The sequence below is a fragment of the Flavobacterium sp. DSR2-3-3 genome (assembly GCF_049896585.1).
Taxonomy (GTDB): domain Bacteria; phylum Bacteroidota; class Bacteroidia; order Flavobacteriales; family Flavobacteriaceae; genus Flavobacterium.
On record NZ_JAFCUP010000002.1, the window covers coordinates 370,082 to 387,868 of the forward strand.

12 protein-coding genes are annotated in these 17,787 nt (G+C 34.2%); 11 read left to right on the forward strand and 1 reads right to left on the reverse strand.

Features of this window, described 5'->3' with window-relative positions; all coding sequences use genetic code 11:
* Positions 1-97 precede the first annotated feature (97 nt).
* Complete coding sequence (locus ACP7AQ_RS04360; protein ID WP_426094530.1) at positions 98-2,074, forward strand: alpha-ketoacid dehydrogenase subunit alpha/beta; 1,977 nt, start codon at positions 98-100, stop codon at positions 2,072-2,074.
* Positions 2,075-2,578: 504 nt separating this feature from the next.
* Here the strand turns inward: ACP7AQ_RS04360 and ACP7AQ_RS04365 are convergent.
* Positions 2,579-4,123 carry a hypothetical protein gene (locus ACP7AQ_RS04365; protein ID WP_426094531.1) on the reverse strand — a complete coding sequence of 515 codons (1,545 nt, stop codon included), beginning with the start codon at positions 4,121-4,123 and terminating at the stop codon, positions 2,579-2,581.
* Positions 4,124-4,277: 154 nt separating this feature from the next.
* Here ACP7AQ_RS04365 and ACP7AQ_RS04370 point away from each other — a divergent pair, with 154 nt between their 5' ends.
* The 10 genes from ACP7AQ_RS04370 (at position 4,278) to ACP7AQ_RS04415 (ending at position 17,738) form a co-directional block, all read left to right on the forward strand.
* The gene (locus ACP7AQ_RS04370; RefSeq protein ID WP_426094532.1) at positions 4,278-5,453 is read left to right on the forward strand and encodes a 2-isopropylmalate synthase; all 1,176 of its coding nucleotides are present in this window, start codon (positions 4,278-4,280) and stop codon (positions 5,451-5,453) included.
* 38 nt (positions 5,454-5,491) lie between these two features.
* A complete protein-coding gene (gene leuB / locus ACP7AQ_RS04375) occupies positions 5,492-6,607 on the forward strand; it encodes a 3-isopropylmalate dehydrogenase (protein WP_426094533.1) in 1,116 nt (371 codons plus the stop codon).
* A gap of 39 nt (positions 6,608-6,646) precedes the next feature.
* On the forward strand, positions 6,647-8,320 hold the full coding sequence (ilvD, locus tag ACP7AQ_RS04380) for a dihydroxy-acid dehydratase (protein WP_426094534.1): 1,674 nt from the start codon (positions 6,647-6,649) through the stop codon (positions 8,318-8,320).
* 132 nt (positions 8,321-8,452) lie between these two features.
* A complete protein-coding gene (gene ilvB / locus ACP7AQ_RS04385) occupies positions 8,453-10,147 on the forward strand; it encodes a biosynthetic-type acetolactate synthase large subunit (protein ID WP_426094535.1) in 1,695 nt (564 codons plus the stop codon).
* Positions 10,148-10,208: 61 nt separating this feature from the next.
* Complete coding sequence (gene ilvN / locus ACP7AQ_RS04390; protein ID WP_426063806.1) at positions 10,209-10,742, forward strand: acetolactate synthase small subunit; 534 nt, start codon at positions 10,209-10,211, stop codon at positions 10,740-10,742.
* 56 nt (positions 10,743-10,798) lie between these two features.
* Complete coding sequence (ilvC, locus tag ACP7AQ_RS04395) at positions 10,799-12,268, forward strand: ketol-acid reductoisomerase (RefSeq protein ID WP_426094536.1); 1,470 nt, start codon at positions 10,799-10,801, stop codon at positions 12,266-12,268.
* Positions 12,269-12,795: 527 nt separating this feature from the next.
* Positions 12,796-14,703 (forward strand): acetate--CoA ligase, encoded by a 1,908-nt coding sequence (gene acs / locus ACP7AQ_RS04400; protein WP_426094537.1) that lies wholly within the window; start codon positions 12,796-12,798, stop codon positions 14,701-14,703.
* Positions 14,704-14,844: 141 nt separating this feature from the next.
* Positions 14,845-15,975, forward strand: a complete 1,131-nt coding sequence (locus ACP7AQ_RS04405; protein WP_426094538.1) for an NAD(P)/FAD-dependent oxidoreductase — start codon at positions 14,845-14,847, stop codon at positions 15,973-15,975.
* Positions 15,976-16,689 (forward strand): methyltransferase domain-containing protein, encoded by a 714-nt coding sequence (locus ACP7AQ_RS04410; protein WP_426094539.1) that lies wholly within the window; start codon positions 15,976-15,978, stop codon positions 16,687-16,689.
* Positions 16,686-17,738: a type III polyketide synthase gene (locus ACP7AQ_RS04415; RefSeq protein ID WP_426094540.1), complete on the forward strand. Its 1,053-nt coding sequence runs from the start codon at positions 16,686-16,688 to the stop codon at positions 17,736-17,738. The genes ACP7AQ_RS04410 and ACP7AQ_RS04415 overlap by 4 nt, the downstream gene beginning before the upstream one ends.
* Positions 17,739-17,787: the final 49 nt, after the last annotated feature.

Consider the following 17,787-nt stretch of genomic DNA (forward strand, 5'->3'; position numbering starts at 1 on the left):
CTTAATTTTAAACTTAGGAGTAAAATAAAAATATATAACAAAATACATTCAAACTGTTATATTTTTTTATCTTTGAACCATACAATAAAACTTAAAAATGACTTTTGACAGAAAAAATCTCACGGATTATCAATTATTAGATTTATACAAACGGTTACTTAAACCAAGACTTATAGAAGAAAAAATGTTGATTCTTATTCGGCAGGGAAAAGTATCAAAATGGTTCTCTGGAATTGGCCAAGAGGCTATTTCTGTTGGTGTCACGGCAGTTTTAGATTCGGATGAGTATATTTTGCCTATGCATAGAAATCTTGGTGTTTTCACCGGAAGAGACATTCCGTTGTACCGACTTTTTTCGCAATGGCAAGGTAAAGCCAATGGTTTTACCAAAGGTCGTGATCGAAGTTTTCACTTTGGAACACAACAATACAAGATTATAGGGATGATTTCACATTTAGGCCCGCAATTAGGCGTTGCTGATGGAATCGCATTGGCCAATAAATTAAAGAAAAACGGAAAAGTTACGGCAGTTTTTACTGGTGAAGGAGCAACAAGCGAAGGAGATTTTCATGAAGCTTTGAACATTGCTTCGGTTTGGAAATTGCCGGTTATGTTTGTCATAGAAAATAACGGTTACGGACTTTCGACTCCAACAAATGAACAATACCTTTGTGAAAACCTAGCCGATAAAGGAAAAGGTTACGGAATGGAAAGTCATATTGTGGATGGAAATAATATTCTGGAAGTGTTTAATTTGTTATCCGAATTAAAGGCTTCGATGAAAGTAAATCCGCGTCCCGTTTTACTGGAATTTAAAACCTTCAGAATGCGTGGGCATGAAGAGGCGAGTGGCACCAAATACGTTCCGCAGGAGCTAATGGATGTGTGGGCGATTAAAGATCCTGTAGAAAATTACAGAAAATATTTGGCAGAAAACGGAGTTCTTACAGCTGATTTTGATGCAGCTTTGCATGCTGAAATAAAAAAGGAAATTGATGAAAGTTTGGCTATTGCCAATGCCGAACCTGAGATTGAAGCTTCTTTAAGCGAAGAGCTAAATGATGTTTACAAACCGTATGTTTTTGAGCAAGTTAATCCTTCAGAAGAAAAAGAAAATATTCGTTTTGTAGATGCGATTTCTAACAGTTTGAGACAATCGATGGAACGCCATGAAAACTCAGTAATCATGGGTCAGGATATTGCTGAATATGGCGGTGCTTTCAAAATCACAGATGGTTTCGTAGCGCAGTTTGGTAAAGAACGAGTTATTAATACACCGATTTGTGAGAGCGCAGTGGTATCGGCAGGAATGGGGTTGTCTATTAACGGGTACAAAGCGATTGTGGAAATGCAGTTTGCTGATTTTGTTTCGACTGGTTTTAATCCTATTGTGAATTTATTAGCCAAATCACATTACCGATGGTTAGAAAAAGCCGATGTTGTGGTTCGGATGCCTTGCGGCGGCGGAACACAAGCAGGACCTTTTCATTCGCAAACCAATGAAGCTTGGTTTACCAAAACTCCAGGTTTAAAAGTAGTTTATCCGGCATTTCCTTATGATGCAAAAGGACTTTTAAATACGTCCATAAACGATCCAAATCCGGTATTATTCTTTGAGCACAAGCAATTGTACAGAAGCGTTTACCAAGATGTACCAAAAGAGTATTATACCATTCCATTGGGAAAAGCCGCTTTATTGAAAAGAGGGAATGATGTTACAATTATTTCGTTTGGTGCAGCGGTGCATTGGGCTCTGGATACTTTAGCAAAAAATCCTGAAATTTCGGCTGATTTGTTGGATTTAAGAACCTTGCAACCTTTGGATATAGAAGCTATTTTTGCATCGGTGAAGAAAACAGGAAGAGTGATTATTTATCAGGAAGATTCTATGTTTGGTGGAATAGCCAGTGATATTTCGGCAATGATAATGGAAAATTGTTTCAAATACCTTGATGCGCCAGTAAAACGAGTGGCAAGTTTAGACACGCCAATTCCATTTACAAAAGCATTGGAAGATCAATATTTACCAAAAAGCAGATTCGAAAATGATCTGAAAGAACTATTGGCGTACTAATATTGAAATTATAATTAGGTTATTTTTAGCGTTGTAATTCTAAAAATAACCTAAGATCCAATAGATAATTATAAAAATTAGAATTGTACCAAAACAGCCACCGCCTAGTTTTTTGGCACCATAACCTGCGAGAATTGTTTTAAAAAATCCATTCATAAGTATTTGATTTAAGTATTTCTAAATTTAAAATTTATTTTTGGAACTGCAAATTTTATTTTAAATAAAAAAAACTAGATGTAACGTAAGATCAGATCTTTATAACAACTAGTACTGGTCGAAAAAGTGACAATCAGTGCAGTACGTTGGATCATTAAATATTATTATAAATCAAATAATAGTGGTTTTTATTAAAACAAATACTTAACAGATACTGAATTTATCGGTAAGTAGTTAGCAATAGAAGCAAGAATTTATAATATGCATCGCGTTTAATATTAAAATTACAGCAATAAAACACAGGAAAAAATATTTAAATTGTTGCAAATAATATTAATCTTTAAAATCTTATCGATTAATCAACTTGGCTTTTTCTTTAATAATATCGCTAATTTTTAGGTTTTCAATTTTGCTTTCCAGCCAGGAGATAATATCTAAGTATAAGAAGGCTCTTTTTTCATAAGTATTTTTTTCTAATTCGATAAAACGCGCTCTCATTTTTACAAATTCCTTTTTGATGTCTGTTGGATAAATGGAGTTTAAATTTTTCAAAAACTTAATGATTTCTTTTTGCACTTCATGCAAATCATTCATTTTGATTAGGAATTTATAAGTGTTTTTCAACTGATTTTCCAGATAATAATCTTTTCCTAATTCGTAATGAGCAATTAAACAGAGTAGTCTGGCAAAACACATTAAATCTTCCCGCATCGTAAGATTTTTGTTGTTTATAATTTTCTCCAGATAGAAAATACATTCAGCATATTTTTCGTTCCCAAAATAAATAGACGCAAATTTATAATAGAACAGCATTTCGTGATGTTCATCAAGATGGTCCGTATGAATTTTTAATTTATTTAATACTTCGGGAATTAAGTATTCGCTTTCTGCAAAGGTTCCTTCCAGAATATGGTAATTTAATTTATTGTTATAGACATATAAGAATGATAATGACGCGATGTTGTCATTAACCGGAAAATGGGAATCTTTTATGGTATCTTCCAGCAGAGATAAATACTTTTTGAATTTTGATTTGTATTTCAACATGTATAAAGATTCCAATAAATAATGATTTCCTTTTAGGAAAAATACAGGATTTAAATGAATCATGCCAGGATTATCGTAAAAAAGTGTTACCCATTTCAAAGAATATTTATAGCATGATAAAAAATCCTGGACTAAAAAACTTCGCCAAAGATTGGCATTGTAAAACCAATATTTCTCCCGAAATCCAAATTTTTTATCATCAAATTTGGAAATGTGTTTTCTAAAATAGTCGTCTATGTATTTATATTCCGCGTCACTTTTTACATAACCCGTTTTTAGCATTATACCATATAATTGAAGGGATAAATTGGATAATTTACTGGAAATGGTATTGCGATAATTCAGTTCTTTGGCCTGAATAACTAATTCATCAGCGCGTCCTTGAATACTTCGTGTAATGTATTGTGATTCAATAAGTTTTTCGAACTCTACAATTTCGTACGCCATCAATTTTTCGTCATTTTCTAAAGCTAGAATCTTTGTTTTATCTAAGATTTTTAAACTTTGCTTGTACAGCCCCTTATTATAAAGAATCGCTGCAAAATCAATTTGTTCTCTAAGCTGATACCTGATGTTTTGACTCGGGATATTCAATCGTATACTGACCAAAATTTGTTTGTACAAATAGGATTTAAGATTTGATAATTGCACCTTTTTAATGATGCCACTTTTCAAAATGAGTTTCTCATCATAGACTTCTGATTTGTCTAAAATGTTAAATAATTCGATGAATTTTGTATTGGAACTGGTTTCCAATCGGCTTGCAAAAATCTTGAATTGTCTTTTTTCAGATTTTGAAAGGGATTTAATTAATACAAACAAGAAATCTTTTTGATGGTTAGCCATTGTAGAATGTAGTCTCTTAATGTTATGTTTTTCAGTTGATTACAAAGTTTTTAATTGCTTTATAAGCAGTATATTTCATTAAATTGAGTTTTAGAATAAAGAAATGAAAGATATTTTTGTTGTCAAGTTGTGAAATTACATTAAATAAATGAAAATGAATAGAGAGAAAGTTCAAATTTTTGATACCACTTTGAGAGATGGCGAGCAGGTTCCAGGATGTAAATTAGATACCAATCAAAAACTTGTTATCGCAAATCGACTCGATGAAATGGGCGTTGACATTATTGAAGCTGGTTTTCCTGTTTCTAGTCCAGGTGATTTTTTATCTGTTTTAGAAATAAGTAAGGTTGTTAAAAATGCAATTGTTTGCGGATTAACAAGAGCAGTGAAAAATGATATTGATGTAGCCGCTCAAGCTTTAAAACATGCAAAAAGACCTCGTATACATACTGGAATTGGAACTTCTGATTCGCACATAATACACAAATTAAACACAACTAGAGAAGATATTATAGCCCGAGCAAAATTTGCTGTTTCACATGCTAAATCGTATGTTGAAGATGTAGAATTTTATGCGGAGGATGCCGGTAGAACGGATAATGAATTCTTGGCTCGAGTCTGTGAAGAAGCAATAAAATCAGGTGCAACCGTACTTAATATTCCAGATACAACTGGATATTGTTTGCCGGAAGAATATGGTGCAAAGATTAAATATTTAAAAGAAAATGTCAAAGGAATTGAAAACGTAATCTTGTCTTGTCACTGTCATAATGATTTAGGAATGGCAACAGCAAATTCTATTGCAGGAGTTATAAATGGAGCCAGACAAATTGAATGTACTATAAACGGAATAGGGGAGAGAGCCGGAAATACAGCTCTTGAAGAAGTGGTAATGATTTTTAAACAGCATCCGCATTTGAATTTGGATACTAATATCAATACACGTCAGCTGAATGAAATGAGCCGATTGGTTTCTGAAAGTATGGGAATGATGGTGCAATCCAATAAAGCGATTGTTGGTGCGAACGCTTTTTCGCACAGCTCCGGAATTCATCAGGATGGAGTGATAAAAAATAGAGCAACATATGAAATCATGGACCCTTTAGAAGTAGGTGTCAATGAATCATCAATAGTGTTAACCGCCAGAAGTGGTAGAGCAGCGTTGGCCTACAGAGCCAAAAAAGTTGGGTACGAACTTACAAAAGTACAATTGGATGTGGTTTATGGTGAGTTTTTAAAGTTTGCCGATATTAAAAAAGAAGTGTTAGATGGTGATATTCATCAGATAATTGAAGCGTGTAAAATGAATAAGGAATTGATCCTTAATTAAAATATTTTGAATTCTATTACAAACTAAATCCTACTATCATGAATTTAAAAATAGCAGTACTTTCAGGAGACGGAATAGGTCCGGAAGTAATCTTACAAGCCAAAAAAGCATTGTATGCAGTTGGAGTGGTGTTTGACCACGAGTTTGTTTTTGAAGATGCTCTTATTGGTGCTGTTGCCATTGAGAAAACAGGAACTCCATTGCCGGAGCAAACATTAAACTTGTGTTTGAATACGGACGCAATATTATTTGGAGCAGTTGATGATTCCAATTATGATCTGGTTTCAAATTCACAATTATGTCCCATCCAAGGATTGTTAAAATTAAGACAAGCATTAGGATTATATGCAAATATAAGACCTATAAAACCATACAATGACTTATTGGATTTATCTCCTTTGAAAAGAAAAATAATCGAAGGTGCTGATTTTGTAATCTTCAGGGAAATATCGGGAGGATCCTATTTCAGCGAAAAAAAGAGTAACGAACAAGGAACTTTAGCATCGGATTTATGTGAATATTCAGAAGAAGAGATCATTAGAATCAGTCATTTGGCTTTTAGAACGGCGCAAAAAAGACAAAAAAAATTGACTTTGGTTGACAAAGCCAGTATTCTTGAAACTTCAAGATTATGGAGAAAAGTGGTTACAGAAATTGCTGAAGGATATCCTGATGTAACTTTAGAATTTCTTTTAGTTGATAATGCTGCCATGCAAATTATTATTAACCCAAAACAATTTGATGTCATTTTAACTGAAAATTTATTTGGGGATATTTTATCTGATGAAGCTAGTGTAATTACTGGTTCCGTAGGATTAATCCCATCGGCATCGTTAGGAAACTCAACTGCGCTTTTTGAGCCTATTCATGGTTCTTATTCTGATGCAAAAAGTAAAAACATTGCTAATCCTATAGCATCGATAGTATGTGCTGCGATGCTTTTGGAACATTTTGGCCTTTATGTAGAATCTCAGAAAGTATACGAAGCAGTACATAAAGCAATCGAATTAAACGTCGTCACGGCAGATTTGAATCCGTATTCCAAATTTGGAACAAATGAAGTTGGAGATTTTATTTCAAATTATATTTTAAGCAAAGACGACCTATATTTTAAAAGTGACAATGTCTACATAGGGCAGTCTACAATTGTTTAAACTTTGAAATAAAATAATTTACACACAAACAATCATATAATGGAATTAAATAAATACAGCAAGACTATTACTCAAGATGAAACACAACCAGCTTCTCAGGCCATGTTGTACGGAATTGGATTAACGGAAGAAGATCTTAAAAAAGCACAAATCGGAATCGTGAGCATGGGTTATGACGGAAACCCTTGTAATATGCACTTAAACGATTTGGCTAAAGATATTAAAACAGGCGTCTGGGCAGCTGATTTAGTTGGTTTAATTTTTAATACTATTGGCGTCAGTGATGGAATTTCAAATGGTAATGATGGAATGCGTTTTTCTTTAGTTTCTCGCGATGTTATTGCCGATTCTATCGAAACTGTTATGGGAGCACAATGGTATGATGGAATGATTGCTGTTCCTGGTTGTGATAAAAATATGCCAGGAGCTGTAATGGCGATGGGTAGAGTAAATCGTCCTTCTATCATGGTTTATGGAGGATCTATTCACCCAGGGAAATGGAAAGGTGAAGATTTGAATATTGTTTCTGCTTTTGAAGCATTAGGAAAAAAATTTAACAACACCATTACACCTGAAGATTTTAAAGGCGTGATACAAAATGCTTGTCCTGGAGCAGGTGCTTGCGGCGGTATGTACACTGCTAACACCATGTCATCTGCGATTGAAGCTTTAGGGATGAGTTTACCTTACAGTTCTTCTAATCCTGCTTTGAGTCCAGAAAAGAAACAAGAATGTGCTGATGCTGGTGACGCTATCAAAATATTATTGGAAAAAGATATTAAGCCTAGAGATATTATGACTCGTAAAGCATTTGAAAATGCGATTACAATTGTGGCTGTTTTAGGAGGTTCTACTAATGCGGTTATGCACTTAATTGCAATGGCACATTCAGTATGTGTCGATCTTACATTAAAAGATTTCCAAGATATTAGTGATAAAACACCATTGCTCGCTGACTTAAAACCAAGCGGTAAATATCTAATGGAAGATTTACATAATGTTGGTGGCGTCCCGGCAGTAATGAAATATTTATTGAAAGAAGGTTTTTTACATGGAGATTGTTTAACGGTAACCGGAAAAACAATTGCTGAAAACTTAGCTTCAGTTCCTGATTTAAACGATGGACAACAAGTAATTTATGAAATCCAAAAAGCATTAAAACCCACAGGAAATATTCAGATTCTATACGGAAACATAGCTTCAGAGGGTTGTGTGGCTAAAATTAGTGGAAAAGAAGGTGAGTTTTTTGAAGGTACAGCGGTAGTTTTTGAAAACGAACACGATGTAATTAAAGGAATTAAAGAAGGTGAAGTAAAACCAGGAAATGTGGTTGTTATTCGGTACTGTGGTCCAAAAGGCGGTCCGGGAATGCCCGAAATGCTTAAACCAACATCTGCAATTATGGGAGCTGGCTTAGGAACTACTGTCGCTTTAATTACTGACGGACGATTTTCTGGAGGGTCTCACGGTTTCGTAGTAGGACATGTCACTCCAGAAGCCTATGAGGGTGGCGGAATTGCATTAATTGAAAATAGTGATTTGATTACTATTGATGCGGTGAAAAACACTATCAATCTAAAAATATCTGACGAAGAATTGGCAAAACGTAAAGCCAACTGGAAAAAACCGGAATCACCCATTAAACAAGGAGTGTTACTCAAATATATGCGTTCGGTTTCAAGTGCCTCTGAAGGATGTGTAACCGATAAATAGTCCTCCCCCCAACCACCTCCGAAGGAGGGGGAGTCGAGACTGAAAATTCAGAAGTGAAAAAACAATTCCCTTGCATTATCCCTCCCCCTCCTTCGGAGGGGGTTGGGGGGAGGAAAAAAAATAAATGTATATATGGAAAATAATAAAATATCCGGCGCCGAAGCCGTTATAAGATGCCTTTTAGAAGAAGGGGTAAATTTGGTTTATGGCTATCCAGGTGGAGCCATAATGCCAGTTTACGACGAATTATATAAATTTAAAGATCAATTGCACCACGTTTTAGTGCGTCATGAACAAGGCGCAACTCATGCAGCACAAGGTTTTGCGAGAGCAACAGGAAAAGTGGGAGTTGCGATTGCAACTTCGGGTCCGGGAGCAACAAATTTAGTCACCGGAATTGCTGATGCGCAAATCGATTCAACTCCAATGGTTTGCATTACGGGACAAGTTGGGAAGCATTTATTGGGTTCAGATGCGTTTCAAGAAACAGATATTATTGGAATTTCCACCCCGGTAACAAAATGGAATTATCAAATTACGGAAGCTTCAGAAATTCCTGAAATCATGGCTAAAGCTTTTTATATTGCTAAATCTGGTCGTCCAGGTCCCGTATTAATTGACATTACAAAAAATGCTCAGTTTGACGAAATTGAATTTAGCTATAAAAAATGTACCAGTATTAGAAGTTACAATCCAAAACCAATTTTGAATCTTGAAAAAGTGGCAGAAGCGGCAGAGATAATCAATACTGCAAAAAAACCATTTATCATATTTGGACAAGGAATTATTCTTAGTGAAGCGGAAGCGGAGTTAAAAGCTTTGGTAGAAAAATCAGGAATTCCGGCAGCTTGGACCATTTTAGGGCTTTCGGCATTACCGACTGATCATTCACTGAATGTAGGAATGGTGGGAATGCACGGGAATTACGGCCCTAATGTTTTGACGAATGAATGTGATGTTTTAATTGCGCTTGGGATGCGTTTTGACGACCGTGTTACAGGAAATTTAGCTTTTTATGCAAAACAAGCCAAAGTAATTCACTTTGAAATTGATCCATCAGAAATAGACAAGAATGTAAAAACTGCCGTGGCTGTTTTAGCCGATCTAAAAGAATCTTTAACCGCTTTACTCCCTTTAATCGAAAGTAACACGCATGAATCTTGGCACAATGAATTCAAAGCTAAATATGAGATTGAATTAGAAGCAGTAATCAATGACGAGTTAAAACCCAAAAAAGAAGGCATTTCTATGGGAGAAACTATTGAAATGATCAACAAACATTCTAAAGGAGATGCGATTATGGTATCGGATGTGGGACAACACCAAATGTTTGCATGCCGTTATGCCAAATTCAATTCGACAAAAAGTAATGTGACTTCAGGAGGTCTAGGAACTATGGGATTTGCATTGCCTGCGGCTATAGGTGCCAAAATGGGAATGCCAGATCGTGAAGTTGTCGCCATTATTGGTGATGGAGGTTTTCAAATGACGATTCAGGAATTAGGAACTATTTTTCAAACCAAAGTTCCCGTGAAAATTGTAGTGCTAAACAATGAATTTTTAGGGATGGTACGCCAATGGCAACAATTGTTTTTTGACAAAAGATACGCTTCTACGGAAATGACCAACCCTAATTTTATTGCCATTGCCGAAGGTTACTATATCAAAGCTAAAAAAGTAATAAAAAGAGAAGATTTGGACGCAGCTGTTGCCGAAATGATGGCTTCAAAAGAATCGTATTTCCTTGAAGTTATGGTAGAAAAAGAAAATAACGTATTCCCAATGATTCCAACAGGAGCTTCGGTTTCAGACATTCGTTTGTCCTAAAATAGTTATTATGGTTGATCGTTTAATCGATTAAACGGTTAACTAATCAAACAACAAAAAAATGGAAAATAAAACATTCACCATTTCTGTTTATTCAGAAAACAACGTTGGCTTACTAAACAGAATATCCGGAATATTCTTGAAACGCCACATCAATATTTTGAGTTTAAATGTATCCGAATCTGAAATTGAAAATGTTTCAAGATTTATCATTGTAGTCAATACAACCGAAAAATGGGTCCACAATATAGTTGGACAAATCGAAAAACAAATCGAAGTCATCAAAGCATTTTATCATATTGACGAAGAAACTATTTTCTTGGAAAATGCATTATTTAAAATTGAATCGAGCTTGCTTTTTGATGAGAAACAAATTCAGAATATAATAAAAGAAAGCCACTCCCAAATAGTCACGGTTGCAAGAGACTTTTTTGTGATTTCAAAATCCGGACAACGTGCTGAAATAGAATCGTTGTACAAAAAATTAAAACCTTATGGAATCATGCAATTTGTTCGCTCCGGAAGAATATCTGTTTCCAAAGCAAAAATGGAGATTTCAACATTATTAGAAGAACTTAAACAAGAACCAGTTTAATTTTCAATTAGTAAACCTATCAATTATTAAATTTTACAATCATTAAAAAATAAAAAATGGCAAATTATTTCAATTCCTTACCACTTAGATTACAACTACAACAATTAGGCGTTTGTGAATTCATGGATCAATCTGAATTTGTAAATGGAATTAAAGCATTAGCAGGAAAAAAAGTAGTCATTGTTGGTTGCGGAGCACAAGGTTTGAACCAAGGTTTGAACATGAAAGATTCTGGATTGGATATTTCTTATGCATTGCGCGCAGATGCAATTTCAGAACAAAGAGCTTCGTTTAAAAATGCCTCTGATAATGGTTTTAAAGTGGGAACGTACGAAGAATTAATTCCAACTGCTGATTTGGTTTGTAACCTTACGCCAGATAAACAACATACTGCTGTCGTTACGGCAATCATGCCTTTGATGAGAAAAGGTTCAACATTAGCGTATTCTCATGGATTTAATATTGTTGAAGAAGGAATGCAAATTCGTAAAGACATCACTGTAATTATGTGTGCGCCAAAATGTCCAGGATCAGAAGTGCGTGAAGAATATAAAAGAGGTTTTGGTGTACCAACTTTAATCGCGGTTCATCCTGAAAATGATCCTAACGGTGAAGGTTTCGAGCAAGCAAAAGCATACGCAGTTGCTACTGGTGGTCACAAAGCTGGAGTTTTAAACTCTTCTTTTGTAGCCGAAGTAAAATCGGATTTAATGGGAGAACAAACTATTCTTTGCGGAATGTTACAAACCGGTTCAATTTTATGTTTCGATAAAATGGTCGAAAAAGGAATCGAACCAGCGTATGCTTCAAAATTAATTCAATTCGGTTGGGAAACGGTTACAGAAGCATTGAAACACGGTGGGATTACAAATATGATGGATCGTTTGTCAAATCCTGCAAAAATTGAAGCTTACGAATTGGCAGATGAATTAAAAGACATCATGCGTCCGTTATTTCAAAAACACATGGATGACATCATATCTGGAGAATTTTCAAAAAACATGATGATTGACTGGGCAAATGATGATGTCAATTTATTGACTTGGAGAGGTGCAACTGCAGAAACAAACTTTGAAAAAACAGCGCCAACAGCTGCGCATATTTCAGAGCAAGAGTATTTTGACAATGGTGTTTTGATGATTGCAATGGTAAAAGCAGGTGTAGAATTGGCTTTTGAAACCATGACACAAACAGGAATTATTGAAGAATCAGCATATTATGAGTCTTTACACGAATTGCCTTTAATAGCCAATACAGTAGCCCGAAAAAAATTATATGAAATGAACAGAATCATTTCTGATACTGCAGAATATGGCTGTTATTTATTTGATCATGCTTGTAAACCGTTATTAACGGATTTCATGAAAAAGGTTGATACAAATGTAATAGGAAAACCTTTTTCAACTTCAAATGGAGTAGATAATGCGGTTCTTATTGCGGTTAACAAAAGTATTCGTCAGCATCCAATTGAAGAAGTAGGGGAATGGTTAAGAGAATCGATGATTGCAATGAAAAAACTAGGGTAAATATTACGTTTGGAATTATCACACGAAAAGGTGTGCCGGGATTAGCGCTATATCATTTAATTTCTTACTTTTTGAATTAGTTATAAAATGTTACAATGATAAATAGATATAGTTGCTTTTACATTCACTTAACTTTAAATTCGTTAGAGGTTAAGTGAAGTAATCCCAAATTAGTTACCAGAGAAGTACTAAATTCATGTCTGTTTATATTTTGCATCTCAGAAAAAAGCGTAGTAATAAATTTCTTGATTCAAGAAGAAAAGTTTTGGTTGATTATTTTTCAAAAAATCATCATTTGTAGCCTTAAAATAATTGTTGTTAAATTTTGTAAATACATAAGGTGAAGTAGATTTACATCTGTCTCGCCTTTTTGTGGATTACACATTTGGTCCAAAACAATAAAAATAAAAGAAATTACAATTAAAACAGCTTTTTTATTCACGAATCTGTTTTTTTTTGTAACTATTTATAATTTAAATAATTTTAAGAATAGGGAGAGATTTAATACTTTTATAAAAAATTATAACATGAGCTACTACAAAATTGAAAATCTAGAACAATATTTTAAACATTACAATAAATCAGTTCGTGAACCTAGAAAATTTTGGGGTAAAATAGCAGAAGAAAATTTCACTTGGTACCAACAATGGGATAAAGTGGTTGAATTTAATATGGCTGATGCCGACATCAAATGGTTTACGGAAGCAAAAGTCAATATTGTTAAAAATTGTATCGACAGACATCTTGCTAAAAGAGGAGAAAAAACAGCAATTATTTTTGAACCAAATGATCCTTCAGAAGCGGCATTGCACATTACTTATAATGAATTACACCAACGCGTTTGTAAAATGGCAAACGTATTGCGTGAACAAGGCATAAAAAAAGGAGATCGTGTGTGTATTTATTTGCCAATGATTCCTGAATTAGCCGTTTCAGTATTGGCTTGTGCCAGAATTGGAGCCATACATTCTGTTGTTTTTGCAGGATTTTCTGCATCGGCAGTCGCCAGTCGCATCAATGACAGCGAATGTAAAATGGTTATCACCTCAGATGGTGGGTATCGTGGCAATAAAACTATTAACTTAAAATCAATAATTGATGAAGCGTTAGAAAAATGCTCTTGTGTAGAAAAAGTTTTAGTAGCCAAACGAATTCATACCGAAATTTATATGAAAGAAGGTCGTGATCAATGGCTACAACCTCTTTTAGATCAAGCATCAGACAATAATGTTGCCGAAATTATGGATGCCGAAGATCCATTGTTTATTTTGTATACTTCTGGTTCAACTGGAAAACCTAAAGGAATGGTACATACTACGGCTGGCTACATGGTTTACACAGCGTATACTTTTAAGAATGTATTCAATTATGAAGAGAATGATGTTTTTTGGTGTACTGCCGATATTGGTTGGATCACGGGACATTCTTACATCCTTTATGGCCCATTATTGAACGGAGCGACAACTGTAATTTTTGAAGGAGTACCTTCATATCCTGATTTTAGCCGTTTTTGGGAAGTAATCGAAAAACATAAAGTTACTCAATTTTACACAGCACCAACTGCTATTCGTGCTTTGGCAAAAGAAAATATAGCATTTGTACAAAAATATCCATTAAAGTCGCTTAAAGTAATTGGATCTGTTGGTGAACCAATCAATGAAGAAGCTTGGCATTGGTATAACGATCACGTGGGAGATAAAAGATGTCCTGTTGTAGATACGTGGTGGCAAACAGAAACTGGAGGAATTATGATTTCGCCAATTGCTTTTGTAACACCCACAAAACCTACATACGCTTCATTACCGTTACCGGGAATCCAACCTGTTTTGATGGACGAAAAGCGCAATGAAATTGAAGGAAATCAAGTTACAGGAAGTTTGTGTATTAAATTTCCTTGGCCGGGAATTGCCAGAACCATTTGGGGTGATCACCAGCGCTACAAAGACACTTATTTCTCTGCTTTTCCGGGTAAATATTTTACCGGAGACGGCGCTTTACGCGATGAGGTAGGGTATTACAGAATAACGGGCAGAGTAGATGATGTCGTAATTGTTTCGGGTCATAATCTTGGGACGGCACCCATAGAAGACGCGATTAATGAGCATCCAGCCGTTGCGGAATCAGCCATTGTAGGTTTCCCGCATGACATCAAAGGAAATGCTTTGTATGGTTTTGTAATTTTAAAAGAAAGCGGAGAATATCGTGATAGACAAAATCTTTGTAAAGAGATTAATCAGCACATATCGGATCATATTGGACCAATAGCCAAGTTAGATAAAATTCAGTTTGTTTCTGGTTTGCCAAAAACCCGTTCGGGAAAAATTATGAGACGAATCCTTCGAAAAATTGCCGAAGGAGATTATTCTAATTTTGGGGATATTTCAACTTTATTAAATCCAGAGATTGTCGAGGAAATAAAAGAAGGGAAAGTGTAAATAAATTAAATGCCGTTTTGTTACAAAGCGGCTTTTTTTTTGAAAAAAAAACTAATGATTATTAAGAGTCTCATAATTATATAAGTTTATTTGTAAAAGTATAGCGAACATTCTCAAACAAATCCATAAATTTACTTCTATATGAAAGCTAAAGAAGTTTTAATTATTGGTGGTGGTTTAGCTGGATTGACTTCGGCAATTCATTTAAGTAAATTAGGATTACAAGTTACGCTTATAGAAAAAAATAGTTATCCTAAACATAAAGTTTGTGGTGAATATATTTCTAATGAGGTTTTGCATTATTTAAATTGGCTGGATTTAAAACTAGACGATTTAAATCCTACAAAGATTACCAAACTTGAATTTTCAACAGCAAGCGGAAAAACGATTAAAAGTGTTCTTCCACTCGGAGGTTTTGGTATAAGTCGTTTTACTTTAGACGAATATTTGTACAAGAAAGCTCTTGAAAACGGTTGCATAATTCTTCAAGATAATGTTGAAAATATAGTCTTCGAAAACGATCAATTTATAGTTACGGCTACTAATAATAATATTTTAAAATCAGAAATTGTTATTGGCGCTTTTGGAAAACGTTCAAATGTAGACCTAAAAATGAATCGGGATTTTATTAATAAAAAATCATATTGGTTAGCGGTTAAAGCACATTATTCGGGAGGTTTCCCAAATGATTTAGTTGGTTTACATAATTTTAAAGGCGGATATTGCGGTGTTTCTAAAGTAGAAAAAGACAGAATTAATATCTGTTATCTAGCAGATTACGAAACTTTTAAACAGTTTAAAAATATTGAGGAATATCAAAATAATGTCGTTTCAAAAAACCCGCATTTAAAAGTAATTTTCGAAAAAAGTAATTTACTTTTTGAAAAACCGTTGACCATAAGCCAAATCTCTTTTGAGAAAAAACAAGCGGTTGAAAATCATATTTTGATGATTGGCGATACTGCAGGACTGATACATCCTTTGTGTGGTAACGGAATGGCAATAGCAATTCATGGTGCCAAAATTGTTTCAGAATTAATTCATAAATATTATACAAATGAAATAAAATCCCGAAATGAACTGGAAGAAAAATACATTCATGAATGGAATTTAAACTTTAGAGAAAGACTTAAAATGGGGCGATTTTTATCCAATATTTTGCAAAAGCAAAAACTTTCAGTCGTATTGATGCGTTTATTAATTATATTTCCGTTTTTATTGCCTAAAATCATTAAAAAGACGCATGGAAAACCAATCATTTTAGACTCATAAATGGCGCTAAATACCAAATATAGAACAGACAAACCGGAAATCATGGATGATTTTGCCATGGAAGGTGAAATTTTGCGTGATGCTTTGGATAAAATAGCCAAAATTAATCAACTTTTAGGTGGAAATCAATTAACTTTAAAAGGAGTACAGGAACTGATTCAGGATTTTTCCAAAACAAGAGAAATTGTAATTTTGGATGTGGGTTGTGGCAATGGGGATATGTTGCGAACTTTAGCCGATTTTGGACTGAAAAATAATTTGAAATTCAAGTTAATAGGTATAGATGCCAACAATTTCACAATCTCTCACGCATTAAAATTATCAGAAAAATATCCGAATATCAGTTATCATTGTGAAGATATTTTTGATAAATCATTTAATGATTTAAAGTATGATATTGTTTTATGCACTTTGACGTTACATCATTTCAAAGACGATGAAATCATACAGTTATTGAATGTTTTTCATACTAATGCATCCATCGGAATTGTAATCAACGATTTGCATAGAAGTGCGGTTGCCTATCGTTTATTTAAAGCTTTATGTTTCGTGTTTCAATTGAATGATATGTCCAGAGAAGACGGCTTGACTTCAATTTTAAGAGGTTTTAAAAAAGAAGAATTAGTTAATTTCTCTAAAAAATTAAATTTTAAAAACTATAAAATTCATTGGAAGTGGGCTTTTAGATACCAATGGATAATTTCAAAAATATGAGTGTAAAAATCAAAACCGTTACTAAACAGTTACCAAAATATTCCAGAAATACAGATGAAATTATTCCTTTTTTGGATACATGGCTCGTTGGGCAAGACGAACGTTTCATTAGAAAAGTAAAAAAAATTTTTGAAGGAGCAGCGGTCGATAAACGCTATTCCATTATGGATCCGATTGAAGTATTTACAAAAACGTCATTCGAAGAAAGAAACGATATTTATGTTCGTGAAGTTATCGATTTAGGTGAAAAAGTTTTAGAAAAAGCGTTAAAAAAAGCCAATTGGAACCCTGAAGATTTAGATTATATTATTACGGTAAGCTGCACCGGAATCATGATTCCGTCACTGGATGCTTATCTGATAAACAGATTAAAATTACGTCAGGATATTGTGCGTCTTCCTGTCACTGAAATGGGTTGTGCCGCCGGTATTTCAGGAATTATTTATGCGAAAAACTTTTTGCAGGCCAATCCGGGGAAACGCGCTGCTGTAATTGCAGTTGAAAGCCCAACAGCTACATTTCAATTAGATGATTTTTCAATGGCAAATATTGTAAGCGCGGCAATTTTTGGTGATGGAGCAGCTTGCGTTTTACTTTCTTCACATGAAAATGATGAAGGTCCGGAAATTTTGGCGGAAGAGATGTATCATTTCTATGATAATATTCACATGATGGGTTTTAAACTTACAAATTCTGGATTACAAATGGTATTGGATATTGAAGTTCCAGAAACGATTGCTTCTCATTTCCCGGATATTATTCATCCTTTTTTAGAAAAAAACAATATAAAAATGGAGGACATTAATCATTTGATTTTTCACCCTGGTGGAAAAAAGATTGTTCAAACGGTTGAAAGTTTGTTTTCTAGTTTGGGTAAAAATATAGACGACACGAAAGAAGTTTTGCGTTTGTACGGAAATATGTCAAGTGCAACAGTTTTATATGTTTTAGAGCGAATAATGGACAATCAGCCTAAAAAGGGAGAGAAAGGCTTAATGTTAAGTTTTGGCCCGGGTTTTTCAGCACAACGCGTTTTATTGCAGTTTTAAATTAGTTTAACACAAATGTCAAATATTTACACAAATTAAGTAATTTCAT